10 protein-coding genes are annotated in these 13,800 nt (G+C 68.1%); 6 read left to right on the forward strand and 4 right to left on the reverse strand.

Annotation, left to right across the window (positions count from 1 at the left end; genetic code table 11):
• Positions 1 to 16 precede the first annotated feature (16 nt).
• The 3 genes from ACWGE0_RS08435 to ACWGE0_RS08445 are packed head-to-tail and all read left to right on the forward strand — an operon-like array spanning position 17 to position 3,717.
• On the forward strand, positions 17 to 1,471 hold the full coding sequence (locus tag ACWGE0_RS08435; protein ID WP_452260275.1) for an SDR family oxidoreductase: 1,455 nt from the start codon (positions 17 to 19) through the stop codon (positions 1,469 to 1,471).
• Positions 1,472 to 1,507: 36 nt separating this feature from the next.
• Entirely contained in the window at positions 1,508 to 2,539 is a 1,032-nt protein-coding gene (gene tdh / locus ACWGE0_RS08440; protein ID WP_319964778.1) for an L-threonine 3-dehydrogenase, read from the forward strand.
• Entirely contained in the window at positions 2,539 to 3,717 is a 1,179-nt protein-coding gene (locus ACWGE0_RS08445) for a glycine C-acetyltransferase (RefSeq protein WP_452260276.1), read from the forward strand. The genes tdh and ACWGE0_RS08445 overlap by 1 nt, the downstream gene beginning before the upstream one ends.
• Positions 3,718 to 3,801: 84 nt before the next feature.
• Here ACWGE0_RS08445 and ACWGE0_RS08450 read toward each other — a convergent pair whose 3' ends face one another.
• The 4 genes from ACWGE0_RS08450 to ACWGE0_RS08465 form a co-directional block, all read right to left on the reverse strand.
• Positions 3,802 to 4,977: an MAB_1171c family putative transporter gene (locus ACWGE0_RS08450; protein WP_452260277.1), complete on the reverse strand. Its 1,176-nt coding sequence runs from the start codon at positions 4,975 to 4,977 to the stop codon at positions 3,802 to 3,804.
• Positions 4,974 to 5,516, reverse strand: coding sequence for a hypothetical protein (locus ACWGE0_RS08455; RefSeq protein WP_452260278.1), 543 nt, complete (start codon positions 5,514 to 5,516; stop codon positions 4,974 to 4,976). The genes ACWGE0_RS08450 and ACWGE0_RS08455 overlap by 4 nt, the downstream gene beginning before the upstream one ends.
• On the reverse strand, positions 5,503 to 5,901 hold the full coding sequence (locus ACWGE0_RS08460; protein WP_452260279.1) for an XRE family transcriptional regulator: 399 nt from the start codon (positions 5,899 to 5,901) through the stop codon (positions 5,503 to 5,505). Before ACWGE0_RS08460 ends, ACWGE0_RS08455 begins: the two co-directional genes overlap by 14 nt.
• Positions 5,902 to 6,006: 105 nt before the next feature.
• Positions 6,007 to 8,925: a BTAD domain-containing putative transcriptional regulator gene (locus tag ACWGE0_RS08465; protein WP_452260280.1), complete on the reverse strand. Its 2,919-nt coding sequence runs from the start codon at positions 8,923 to 8,925 to the stop codon at positions 6,007 to 6,009.
• A 135-nt stretch (positions 8,926 to 9,060) separates the two neighbouring features.
• On the opposite strand from ACWGE0_RS08465, the gene ACWGE0_RS08470 reads away from it, so the two are divergent.
• Genes ACWGE0_RS08470 through ACWGE0_RS08480 form a run of 3 tightly spaced genes read left to right on the forward strand, consistent with a single transcriptional unit; the run spans position 9,061 to position 13,781 of the window.
• Positions 9,061 to 10,365: an FG-GAP-like repeat-containing protein gene (locus ACWGE0_RS08470; protein WP_452260281.1), complete on the forward strand. Its 1,305-nt coding sequence runs from the start codon at positions 9,061 to 9,063 to the stop codon at positions 10,363 to 10,365.
• Positions 10,366 to 10,384: 19 nt separating this feature from the next.
• Entirely contained in the window at positions 10,385 to 11,704 is a 1,320-nt protein-coding gene (locus tag ACWGE0_RS08475) for an FG-GAP repeat domain-containing protein (protein WP_452260282.1), read from the forward strand.
• A 1-nt stretch (position 11,705) separates the two neighbouring features.
• Positions 11,706 to 13,781 carry a N,N-dimethylformamidase beta subunit family domain-containing protein gene (locus tag ACWGE0_RS08480; RefSeq protein WP_452260283.1) on the forward strand — a complete coding sequence of 692 codons (2,076 nt, stop codon included), beginning with the start codon at positions 11,706 to 11,708 and terminating at the stop codon, positions 13,779 to 13,781.
• Positions 13,782 to 13,800: the final 19 nt, after the last annotated feature.

Here is a 13,800-nt window from a genome sequence, read left to right on the forward strand (position 1 = left end):
CACCGAGGATCGAGGCATGCGATGTCTCGTCACCGGTGCGACCGGATACCTCGGCGGGCGGCTCGTGCCCAGGCTGCTGGCGGAAGGTCACGAGGTGCGCTGCCTCGTGCGTTCACCGGAGAAGCTGCGCGACGTTCCGTGGGCAGGCCAGGTCGAGATCGTCAAAGGTGACGTGCTCGGCGACCTCGACGAACCCATGCGGGACGTCGAGGTCGTCCACTACCTCGTGCACTCGCTGAACTCGAAGGACTTCGCCGACGCGGACCGCAAGGCCGCCCAGAACACCGCCGAGGCCGCCGAACGCGCGGGCGTGCGGCGGATCGTCTACCTGGGCGGGCTGCACCCCGCGACCGGTGAGCTGTCACCTCACCTGGCCTCCCGCAAGGAGGTCGGCGAGGTGTTCCTGCGTTGCGAGGTCCCCGCCGTGGTGCTGCAGGCCGCGGTGATCATCGGGTCCGGGTCGGCGAGCTTCGAGATGCTGCGGTACCTGACCGAACGGCTGCCGGTCATGGTCACGCCGCGCTGGGTGCACAACCGGATCCAGCCGATCGCCGTCCGGGACGTGCTGCGGTACCTGGTCGACGCGACCACGCTCGAAGGCGCGAACCGGACGTTCGACATCGGCGGACCGGACGTGCTCACGTACCTGGAGATGATGCTGCGGTACGCGCGGGTGGCCGGGCTGCCCGAACGACGCGTGCTGCCCGTGCCCGTGTTGACGCCAGGCCTGTCGTCGCACTGGGTCAACGTGGTCACGCCCGTCCCGCGGTCGATCGCGAAGCCGTTGATCGAGTCGCTGGTGCACGAGGTGGTGTGCCGGGAGAACGACATCCGCGAGGTGCTGCCCGGTGAGAACGTCGGTTACGACAAGGCGGTCGAGCTCGCGCTGACCAAGATCCGCGACGCCGACGTGGAGACCCGCTGGTCAGGGGCCTCCGTCCCCGGTGCGCCGAGCGAGCCGCTGCCGAGCGACCCCGACTGGTCCGGCGGTTCCGTCTACACCGACGACCGCGAACGCCGCACCAACGCGAGTCCGGAGCGCTTGTGGGAGGTCGTCGAGGGCATCGGCGGCGAACGCGGCTGGTACTCGTTTCCGCTGGCCTGGGCCGTGCGCGGGTGGATGGACCGGCTCGCGGGCGGGGTGGGCCTGCGACGGGGCCGCAGGGATCCGCACCGGTTGAACGTCGGCGAGGCGCTCGACTGGTGGCGGGTCGAGGAGCTCGAACGCGGCAGGCTGCTGCGATTGCGCGCGGAGATGAAGGTGCCGGGTCAGGCCTGGCTGGAGCTTCGAGTGGCGGGCAACGAGGGACACGGGTCCACTTACCGCCAACGCGCCGTGTTCGTGCCCAAAGGGCTCGCCGGGCACCTCTACTGGGCGGTCGTCTGGCCGTTCCACGGCGTGGTGTTCGGCGGCATGGTGCGCAACATCGCCAATGAAGCTGAGCTGCACAAGAACTTCAGAAAGTCCTGATGGACTGCACAAGCCGCAAAGGGTGAGACTTCCCGCATGAAGGCTCTCGTCAAGGTCGCCGCCGGGCCTGGCCTCGAACTGACCGACGTCCCCGACCCCACGCCGGGTCCGACGGACGTGCTGGTCAGGGTCTTGCGCACCGGCATCTGCGGCACCGACCTGCACATCGACTCGTGGGACGACTGGGCCGCCCAGAACATCAAGGCGCCGCTGGTCCTCGGCCACGAGTTCGTCGGCGAGGTCGCCGAAGTCGGCAACAGCGTCACCGGCGTCAAGGTCGGCGACCTGGTGAGCGGCGAGGGCCACCTCGTGTGCGGAACCTGCCGCAACTGCAAGGCCGGGCGCAGGCACCTGTGCGCGAACACGCGTGGTCTCGGCGTGCATTCCAACGGCGCGTTCGCGCAGTACGTCGTGCTGCCCGAGCAGAACGCGTGGGTGCACCGCACGGCCGTCGACCTGGACGTGGCCGCGATCTTCGACCCGTTCGGCAACGCCGTGCACACCGCGCTGAGCTTCCCCGTGATCGGCGAGGACGTGATCATCACGGGCGCCGGTCCGATCGGGATCATGGCCGCCGCCGTCGCAAAGCACGCGGGCGCGCGCAACGTCGTGATCACCGACGTCTCCGAGCACCGGCTGGACCTCGCGCGCAAGGTCGGCGTCGACCTCGCGGTGAACGTCGCCGAGAAGACCATCGAGCAGGCGCAGGCCGAACTCGGCATGGCGGAGGGCTTCGACGTCGGCATGGAGATGTCCGGCAAGCCGTCGGCACTCCAGAGCATGATCGCGAACATGGCGCACGGCGGTCGCATCGCGATGCTGGGGCTGCCGGCGGAGGAGTTCCCCGTCGACTGGAGCAGCGTCGTGCTGAAGATGCTGCACATCAAGGGGATCTACGGCCGCGAGATGTTCGAGACCTGGTATTCGATGACCGTGCTGCTGCAGCGCGGCCTCGACCTCGCACCGGTCATCACGCACCGGTACGACCACACGCAGCACGCGGAGGCGTTCGCCACCGCGCGCGAAGGCAAGTGCGGCAAGGTCATCCTCGACTGGACGGGAGCCTGATGTACGGCGAGCTGAAGAACGATCTCCTCAAGACGATCGGGGAGATCAGGGAGGCCGGGCTCTACAAGGCCGAACGCGTGATCGGCACCCCGCAGAACGCCGCCGTCCGAGTCGGCCAGGGCGACGAGGTCCTGAACTTCTGCGCCAACAACTACCTCGGTCTCGCCGACCACCCGCAGCTGATCGCCGCCGCCAAGAAGGCGCTCGACGACTGGGGCTTCGGCATGGCCTCGGTGCGGTTCATCTGCGGCACCCAGGAGCCTCACAAGGAACTGGAGCGCAAGCTCAGCGAGTTCCTCGGCACCGAGGACACGATCCTCTACAGCTCGTGCTTCGACGCGAACGGCGGTCTGTTCGAGACGCTGCTCGGCGCCGAGGACGCGATCATCTCCGACGAGCTGAACCACGCGTCGATCATCGACGGCGTCCGGCTGTCGAAGGCTCGCAGGTTCCGCTACAAGAACCGCGACATGGACGACCTGGAGCGCCAGCTCAAGGACGCGGCCGACGCGCGCTACCGGTTGATCGCGACCGACGGCGTGTTCTCGATGGACGGCTACCTCGCGCCGCTGGACGAGATCTGCGACCTGGCCGAGCGGTACAACGCGCTGGTCATGGTCGACGACTCGCACGCCGTCGGCTTCACCGGCCCGACCGGTCGCGGCACCCCGGAGCTCTTCGGCGTGCAGGACCGCGTCGACATCGTGACCGGCACGCTCGGCAAGGCGCTGGGCGGCGCGTCCGGCGGTTACACGTCGGGCCGCAAGGAGATCGTCGAACTGCTGCGCCAGCGCTCGCGCCCGTACCTGTTCTCGAACTCGCTGGCACCGTCGATCACCACCGCCGCGATCGCCACGCTGGACATGCTGTCGTCCTCGTCCGAGCTGCTCACCCAGCTCAGGGAGAACACCGAGCTGTTCCGCCGGCGCATGACGGAGGAGGGCTTCGACCTGCTGCCCGGCGAGCACCCGATCATCCCGGTGATGATCGGTGACGCGGCCGAGGCGGGCAGGCTCGCCGACCTGTTGCTGGAGCAGGGCATCTACGTCATCGGCTTCTCGTACCCCGTGGTGCCGCACGGCAAGGCGCGGATCCGTACGCAGATGTCGGCCGCGCACACGACGGACGACGTGAACCGCGCGGTGGACGCGTTCGTCGCCGCTCGCGCGAAGATGTAGCCGACGCCTGGTCGTCCGCCGGTGCGGGTTCGGGTTCGCCCGTCCGCACCGGCGGGCGGAACGGCGAAGGTCCGGCCAGCGGGGTCATCTCGCCTCCGCACGGATGAACGCGCCGGCGACCTGCTCCAGCCACGCCACCTCGGCGGCGAGGTCGGATCCGCCAGGCATCTTCGGCGCGTAGTCGTCTTCGCTGCGATCACGGCCGTGTTTGCGCGCACGCAACCCTTCCGCCACGCTCGCAGCCTCGGCGACCGCGGTGATCTCGGTGTCGCTCAACCCCGCCGCCCGTGCGGAAGCGATCGCGGAGTCGCGGTGCGACCGGCTGGTGTACGGGCGCAGCGCACGCCGCGCGTCCCAGATCTCGATCACCCGCCGGTAGACGAAGTACCGCAGGTCGTCGAGCCGGTAGCCGTCGCGGACGAGCCGGTACGGCGCTTCCAGCTGCACCTCGGGGAACGCACCGACCAACGCCGTCCACAGTGGAGCGAGTCGCCGGTACGAGCGGTAGTGCAGTGCCCACTGCCACATCGCGTCGAACCTCGGCCCCCACCTCGGCAACAGGGCGCCGACGGTCGCCAGCGCGACGCCGATCATGATCGGGTAAAAGCTCCAGCGGAACTCCGACCACGGCGGCTGGTACCCGAGGTACACCGCCGACACATAACCGATCTTGTGCACGGGTAGCAACGCGGCGAACGCCGAACCGATCGCGATCAACCGCAGGCCCCGCCGCAGCCACACCCGATCGGCCACCTTCGTCCACGTCCACGCCATGCGCGTGATCGTCATCATCACGACACCGACGTGAGCGACGAAAACGAGGTTCATCAGCACCGCGAGCGGGGCGTTCGCGAAGTCCTGCCGCAACATCGCGGCGACGTCACCGCGCAGGTAGGCCGGCACGTACAGCGCGGTGATCAGCACCTGTCCAGCGAGGTACACGAGACCCCATCGGACCATGCGCCGGTGAGCGGCACGGCCCTCGTCGATCGAGTAGATGAAGAACACCTGCAACGCCCACCCTGCACCGCACAGCAGGACGTGCTGCAGCCACCAGGGACTTCCCGGGACCACTCGGTCCATCGCCTTGAACACCACGTCGACGCCGACGGTGAGACCGAACCCGAAGCCGGCCAGCGCGCCCCACAGGCCCCACATGGCCGGGTTGGTGGGCCGGCGCAGCAGGTCGGCGAACTTGTACGCGATCAGCACCGTGAACAGGACACAGATCGTGATGTGCAGAACCTGGTTGACGATCACCGGACCTCACCCAGCACCTCGTCGAACCTGTCGACGACGGCCGCCGAGGCCGGGTCCAGGTCACGGCCGGGGACCAGCCTTCTGCCGATGAGGTCCCACAGCGCGGCCGCGCCGAACTCCGCCTCCTGCTCCAGCACACGGCTGTACGCGGACCGGCCGAAGACGTCCCGCACCGCCTGAGGGTCGAGGTCGGGGAAGAACACCCGTGCCTGTGCCTCGTCGAGGTGGCCGTTGCCGCGGTGGTCGAGCAGCATGTGCGCGACCTCGTGCAGGATCGTGTTCTCCTGGTGCAGCCTGGACGTGCCGAGCTCGTGGAAGATGAAGTCCTCGGTGGCGGTGGCGAGCCACAGTCCGCGCACGTCGCTCGCCGCGGACAGGTCGACGGCGAACAGGTGGATCTGCCGGCCCCGGTGCTCGCCGAGCCTCCGGACGAACTCGCCGATCTCGAACGGGCGGGGGATCTCCACACCGTCGATGGCCTTCGCGATCCTCCCGCGCAGCGCCCGGCGGTCCACAGTGGATCGTTCAGTCAGTCTCATCGCGGCCCCCGTCACGATGCAGGTTGAGCGCGAGGTTGATGAGCTGGGCGATCCTGTCGCGCACCTCGGGTTCGGCGTCGTTGAGCTCGATGACCCGCGCCTGCAACGCGTCGACCTTCGTGGTCTTCATGGCCTGCAACGCCTGGACCTGGTTGCGCACGCGCGCCAGATAGGCCTCGTCGTCGGCGAAGAAGTACGCGGGTGTCACGCCGAACGCGCTGCTGAGCACCTCGATGTGCTGCTTCGTCGGGTTGTCCCGCTCACCCGTGCGCAACTGCCACAGGTACGTGTGCGAGATCTTGACGTCGAACCGCTCCTGGATGTGAGCGGCCAGCGTGCGCGGTGTAAACAGCTCGCCGTTCGGCCCCAGCACCGTGCTGAACAAGAAACTGATCTTGCTGGACAGACTTGTCCCGTCTTCGGCCACCTGCAAAACACCCCCCAGATGCTGCTCGCTCAGATTGGCACAGCCCGAGCGAGAGCGTCAATATCAGTTAACGCTCACCCGCAGTGCGCGGGCGCTCGCAGCCAGTACGGCGAAACCGCCGTCGACCGCGCGTTCTTCGACGTCACGCAGCAGCTCGCCGGCAGCCTCGGTCTCGCTCATCGCGAGGTTCGCCCTGGCCGCGCCGAGCAAAGACTCCAGCTGCTGCACCACGACCCCTGACCTGCGAGCCAGCGCAACGGCGTTGGTGTGTCGCTCGGCCGCCCTGGCGAACCGGCCGGCGAGCAGTTCGATCGAGCCGAGCGTGTTCAACGCGTCGGTCTCCGCGCGCAGGTCGGCGAGCTTTCCCGCGAGTTCGGTCGACCGTTGCGCGGTCGCCAGTGCGGCGTCGAGCTCACCGGTGTCGCGTTGCACCCGAGCGAGTGTGTCCAGCGCGTGGGCCTCGACGCCTCGGTCGTAGCCCTGGCTCCGTGACAGCGCCATTGAGACGTGCTCCATGGCGTCGTCGTACCGGCCGCGTTCGTGGGCGAGGAGGGCCAGCATGTTGTACGCCGAGCCGACGAGCGGCGGATCGATCTCGTCGTAGCAGGCCAGGGCCCACCGGTAGAGGTCGTCCGCGACGTCGTACTGACCCATCAGCTGCCGGACGTAGCCGAGGTTGCCCTTGGCTCCCGCCGCCATGAGCCGGTCGTCCTGGGCGATGTCGATGCAGTCGTTGAAGTGCCGTTCGGCATCGGGCAGGCTGCCGCGGTCCTGCTCGACCAGCCCGAGGAACATGAGGTTCGCCGCCTCGGCGACGCGGTCTCCGGACTCACGTGCCAGCGCGAGCGCGTCCGCGAGGTGCACGATCGCTTCCTCGTTCTGGCCGAGGCAGTGCCGCGCCTCGCCGAGCAGCCGCTTCGCCGACGCGAGCGCGCGCTTGTCGTCGGCCTGCTGAGCGCTCTCCTGGGCGGCGGTGGCCAGCCGCAACCAGTGCGACACGGGCCGGCTCAACCAGAAGTAGCCGCCGAGCTGTTCGGCGATCCGCCAGGCGGCGTCCGGTCGACCGACGGCACCGGCGGTCTCCGCGATCGCGACCAGGTTCGGCAGCTCGGCCTCGATCCAGCGCATCGCCTGGTCGCGTTCATCGGGATCGGCGGACGCGATCCCGGCCGCGGCCCGTTCGACGGCTGTCACGTAGGCACCCACCAGCGCACGCGTTGCCGCCGCCCGGTCCTCCGCGTCGTCGAACGCGTCCGCGAGCTCCGCCGCGTACATCCGCAACAGGTCGTGCATGACAAACCGCTCCCAATCGGACTGAACGACGAGGTGCGCGCTTGCCAGCTCGTCGAGCAACGTGCGCAGGTCCCCCACCGCCGTACTCGCCAGCGCCGCGGCGGACTCGACGGAGAACCACCCGCCCGGCAACAGGCCGAGCCTGCGGAACAGTCGTTGCGCGGGCTGCGACAACGCACGGTAGGACATGTCGAACGCCCTGCGCACGGCGAGGTCGCCGGATCCGAGCACCTCCAGCGACGACAGGCCGCCGTCGGCGAGGTCCCGGACGCCGTCGGACAGGGTGCGGAACGGCACGTTGGCGAGGTTGGCGGCGGCGATCCGCAGCGCCAGCGGCAGGTGCCCGCACAGTTCGGCGAGCTCGGCGACGGCGTCGGGTTCGGCGGCGGCTCGTCGTTCGCCGAGCGCCTCCACCAGCAGCTCGGTCGACTCCTTCGCCGGGAGGACGGAGAGCGTCATCCGGCGCGCCCCGTCCGCGACCACCAGCCCGTCCAGCCGATCCCTGCTGGTCACCAGCGCGAAGCAGCCGTTGCTCGCCGGCAGCAGCGGGCGCACGTCGTCCGCTGTCTCGGCGTTGTCGAGGACCATCAGCACTCGCCGGTCGGCCAGCAACGTGCGCAACACCGACGCCGCTTCGTCGACGTGGGTCGGCACCCGTTCGGGAGCAGCACCCAACGCGCGAAGGAAGCGGCCGATCACGTCGATCGGTGCGACACCGCCGTGGACGTTCGCGTAGAGGTGGCCATCCGGAAAGCGATCCCGGACACGATGCGCCCAGTACAACGCCAACGCCGTCTTGCCGACACCAGGAGCACCCGTCAGCAACCCGACCCCGGCGCCGTCAGGCAGCGCGTCCAGTTCAGCGAGTTCGGACTGCCTGCCGATGAACCCCCGCGCGGACGCCGGCAGCTGCCTGGGCACCGACACCGCAGTCATCACCGGCCGCAGGTCGAGATCGGGATCCGCGCGGAGCATGCGCTGCTGCAGATCCCGCAACCGCACGCCGGGACGCACACCCAGCTCGCGGTCGAGCAGGTCGTGCACCTCGCGGTGCGCCTCCAACGCCTCGGCCTGCCTGCCACAGCGGTACAACGCGAGCGCGTACTGGGCCCACAGGCCTTCGCGCAACGGATGCCGGTCGATCAACCGCCGCAGCTCGCCGACCACCTCGTGGTGCAGGCCGAGCTCGAGCCGTGCCTCGACGTGGTCCTCCTCGGCTGCCAGCCGCAGTTCGTCGAGGCGCGCCGCCTCCGCTCGTCCCGCATCGGGCAACGCGAGCCCGCACAGCACCTCGTCGCGCCACAACGCCAGCGCCTGGGCGAACTGCTGCACGGCGACCACCTGGCGTCCGGCGCGCACGGCCGCCTTGCCGTCACGGGCGAGCCGTTCGAAGTTCGCCGCGTCGAGCTCGTCGTCCGCGATCTTCAGCAGGTAGCCGTCCTTGCTCGTGCACAGCCTGTCCTTGCCGATCAGCTTGCGCAGCTCCGAGACGTACGACTGCAGGTTCGCGACGGCCGAGGCCGGCGGCGCCTCGCCCCACAACCAGTCGACGACGGTGTCGCGCGAGATCACCTCGTTGGAGTGCAGGCACAGCATGCCGAGCAGCAGCCTCTGCTTGCGGCGCGTCGGAACTGCTGGCCGCCCGTTGTCCGGCCTTACCTCAAGCGGGCCAAGCACCCGGAAGTCCATCCCCGCCCCTCACAAACTCACACGAACAGGGTCCGTTCTACACAGGTTTGTGTAGCGGCGTGTGCCTGCCCGTGTAGTCCCCCTCGCGAACCTCGTCGCATGAAAAGCACGCTTAGAACAACCCTGTTGGTTGCCGTGAGCGCATTGATTGCAGGGCTGTTCACTTCGCCCGCGTCCGCGGCCGTGGTGGATGGGCCGATCACCAGGTCCGAGGTGCTGACGCGGTCGCAGTCGTGGATCGCCGCACGCGTTCCGTACAACCAGAACGCCTCGTACTCGAACCAGTACGGCACTTATCGCACGGACTGCTCCGGCTATGTCTCGATGACGTGGGCCTTGAGCAGGTCCCGCACCACTTTCGACCTCCCGCAGATCATGCACACGATCCCGCGCGGCGACCTGAAGCCGGGTGACGTGCTCTTCCAGCACAACGACAACATCCAGCACATCGCGTTGTTCGTCGGGTGGGACGACAACGCCAAGACCAGGCCGATCGTGCGCGAGGAGTACCTGGACGGCCAGGTCGCCGAGGAGCGCGTGTGGCCCGCTTCGTGGGCGAACCCGTTCACGGCGATGCGCTACAACAACATCGTCGACGACGGGGCTCCCGGACGGCCCCGCACCGACCACGTCGGTGACGTGAGTGGCGACGGCTACGCGGACCTGACCGCGCTCAAGTCCGACGGAACGCTGCACTACTACCCGAACAACATCAACACCAATGGTGGCAAGCCGTTCACCAGCGGGACCCAGATCGGTGTGGGCTTCGGGCCGTTCACCTGGGTGCGTTCCGCCGACGTCAGCGGTGACGGGTACGCGGACCTCATCGGCGCCCAATCGGACGGTTCCCTGCACTACTTCCCCAACAACATCAACACCAACCCCGGCGGCAGGCCGTACACCAACGGCATCAACATCGGCAGCGGCTTCCAGGTCTTCACCAACATCCTGCTCGCCGACGTCAGCGGCGACGGCTACGCCGACCTGCTCGCCACCAAGCCGGACGGGACGCTCCACTACTTCCCGAACAACATCAACTCGAACCCCGGCGGGCGCCCGTTCACCACGAGCACGCAGGTCGGTGTGGGGTTCCAGGCCTTCACGCAGCTGCGCGCGGGCGACGTGAGCGGTGACGGGTACGCGGACCTGATCGGTGTGCAGGCAGACGGTTCGCTGCACTACCTGCCCAACAACATCAACTCGAACCCCGGCGGCAGGCCGTACGGCGACAGCATCAACATCGGCAGCGGCTTCCAGGTCTTCAACGAGATCGTCACCGGCGACCTCAGCGGCGACGGCTACGCCGACCTGATGGCCCGCAAGTCCGACGGGACCGTCCACTACTTCCCGAACAACATCAACTCCAACGCCGGCGGCCGTCCGTACACGACGAGCTCTCAGATCGGCGTCGGCTTCGACGTCTTCAGCTCGATCCTCTAACAGTCCTGGGGGGACAACCATGCGTACAGCAGCGAAAAGACTCGTTCTCGGCCTGGCAACGGCCGCGCTCGTCACCGGCGCGATGACCGCGTTGCAGCCGGTCGCGTCCGCCGCGGAGTGCCCGATGCCCTTGCCACCACGCGATCTCAACGTCACCAAGAAGGTCTACGAGGTCGGCAAGCGGTACCTCGTGTCGCCGAAGGTCATGCTCGCCGGCTTCGAGACCGGCTGGGTCGAGTCGCACATGAACAACCTGGACTGCGGCGACCGCGACTCGCTCGGGGTCTTCCAGCAGCGGCCTTCGCAGGGCTGGGGCACGCCGGAACAGATCAGGAACGTCGACTACGCGGCGACTCAGTTCTTCACCAGGGCCGTCAACGTCGACCGGGCGAACCCCGGCTACACCGCGGGCCAGATCGCGCAGGCGGTGCAGATCTCCGGGCACCCCGAGCGCTACGACCAGTTCGAGGCCACCGCACGGCAGTTGCTCGCCGAAGTGGCCACGACGTCCGGTCGCGGCGACCGCATCGGTGACGTGAGCGGCGACGGTTACGCGGACCTCACCGCGGTCAAGCCGGACGGCACGCTGTACTACTACGCGAACAACATCAATTCGAACCCCGGCAACAAGCCGTTCACCAGCGGCTCGCAGATCGGCGAGGGCTTCGGGCCGTTCAACTGGGTGCGCTCGGCCGACGTCAGCGGCGACGGGTACGCCGACCTCATCGGCGTGCAAACCGATGGATCACTTCACTACTTCCCCAACAACATCAACGGCAACCCCGGCGGCAGGCCGTACACCAACGGCATCAACATCGGCAGCGGCTTCCAGATCTTCAACAACATCCTGCTCGCCGACGTCAGCGGCGACGGCTACGCCGACCTGCTCGCCACCAAGCCGGACGGGACCCTGCACTACTTCCCGAACAACATCAACAGCAACCCCGGCGGCAGGCCGTACACCACCAGCACGCAGATCGGCGTCGGGTTCCAGGCCTTCACGCAACTGCGCGCCGGCGACGTGAGCGGTGACGGCTACGCCGACCTCATCGGCATCCAGGGCGACGGCTCACTGCACTACCTGCCCAACAACATCAACTCGAACCCCGGCGGCAGGCCGTACGGCGACAGCATCAACATCGGCAGCGGCTTCCTGCCGTTCAACGAGATCATCACCGGCGACCTCAGCGGCGACGGCTACGCCGACCTGATGGCCCGCAAACCGGACGGCACGCTGCACTACTTCCCGAACAACATCAACTCCAACCCCGGCGGGCGTCCGTACACCACGAGCACGCAGATCGGCGTCGGCTTCAACATGTTCAGCGCGGTCGTGTGACATGAACCAACCACAGGCCTACGGACGCAGGCAGGTGCTGCAGGGCGCGGCACTGCTCGCGGGCGCCGGCCTCCTCGGTGGCGGGAGCCTCACCGCTTCCGCCGCCGAGGCGGCGTTCGACCCGCGTCAGCGATTCCTCAAGCTCATCCCCGCCGGCAACGGCGTCATCTACGCACTTCAGGCCGACGGCACGCTGCTGTACTACCGGCACACCGGCTGGGCCGACGGCAGCGCCTCCTGGTCGCCCGGTGCGGGCCACCCGATCGGCAACGGCTTCAACCAGTTCCAGGACGTGCTGGCGGACAAGGACGGCACGTTCTTCTGCCGCACCGGTTCCGGCGCCATCCGCCGTTACCACTACGCCGTGTCCAACCCTGCGACCGGTGAGGGGCAGTGGACCGACGGCGGCGGCACGCAGATCGGCGACGGCTTCCAGCAGTTCCCGCGGATCTTCGGCGGCTGGGACGGCGTCATCTACGGCGTCGACGCCGACGGCGGACTCTGGTGGTACCGCTACCAGAACGGCTGGGCCAACGGCGGCGCCGGAGTGAAGATCGGCAGCGGCTTCAAGCAGTACCAGACGTTGACCGCGGGCCCGGACGGCGTGATCTACGGCGTCCGTCAGGGCACCAACCTGCACTGGTTCCGCTACAACTCGGACACCGCCACGTGGGCCAACGGCGGCAATCCCTGGGAGATCGGCTTCGGCTGGGGCGAAGGCATCCACAAGCAGGTGTTCTCCGACAACGCCGGTTGCGTCTACGCGGTCCGCCTCGACGAGGGCTCGATTCCGGCGAACGACGACACGTTGCACTGGTATCGCCTGATGAACGCGCGAACGGTGCCCGCCGACGGCGGCCCGGCCTGGTTCGACGGCGATTTCAAGGTCGTCGGCAACGGTTTCTCGGTCGAGGCGACCGGAGCGCTGCAGGGTTATGCGAGCTCGCTGACGGTGCGTGCCGGTGAGCGGATCGGGTTCCCGATCTCGACGAGCCTCACCGGCGTGACGGCGTCGGTGATCCGGTTGCCCGGCAAACAGGCCGTGTCGAGCGGCTTGACCATCGCAAGTGGACTCCAGACGCTGCCCGCGAACTACCGGACCGCGGGATGCGGCTGGGCGGAACGGGTCTCCGCGACCGTCTCCTGGCCGACCGGCGTGTACGCGCTGGAGATGAAGTCGCCTGGTGGCCTGCGCAGGCACATCCCGTTCGTGGTGCGGCCGACGGCACCGACTTCGAAGATCGCGTTCCTCCTGCCCACCAACACCTACAACGCCTACAACACCTGGGGCGGGCACAACCAGTACTCCAACGGCGAGGACGGACGCCAGCGCCAGCTGACGTTCATGCGGCCGAGCACGTCCATCCCGGTCGACCCGCCAGGGCGCATCGACCACCTGCTGTACAGCGACATGTTCTTGCTGAAGTGGATGGAGGACAACAGCTTCAGCTACGACACCTACATCGACGGCGACCTCGACGCCGACGGAACGTGGCTTCGGCAGTACAAGGCGCTCGTGCTCGGCAGCCACCCCGAGTACTGGTCAGAACGCATGCGCCAACGCGTCGTCGACTACCTCGCGGGCGGCGGCCGGCTGATCTACACCGGTGGCAACGGCATGTACGAGCGGATGAGCTACGCCAACGGCACCGCGGCAACCCACCGCAACTCGACCGGTGGCCGCGACGAGTACCACGCACTGGGCAAGTCCGAGTCGCAGATCCTCGGCGTCGCCCTGACCGGCGCGTACATGAACTTCCACCCGTACAAGGTCGTCGCCGATCACCCTTTGCTGGCAGGCACAGGACTGAAGCCTGGCAACACGTTCGGCAGCTACGCCGACAACGGCGCCGCGAGCGGCTGGGAGGTCGACGCGCTGAACCCGGCCATGTCCGGCGTGCAGCACATCGCCCGTGGCACCAACAACGACGACAACGGCGCGGACATGGTGTTCTGGCCGAAACCCAACGGGGGCTGGGTTTTCAGCGCTTCGTCCATGTCGTTCAACGGCGCTCTGCCGCATGACGCGGCCATTCGCCAGATCCTGCGAAACGTCTTCACGCTCGCTCTGCGCTGAAAGGGGGAACTCATGCTCA

The organism is Lentzea sp. NPDC054927 (assembly GCF_053610285.1).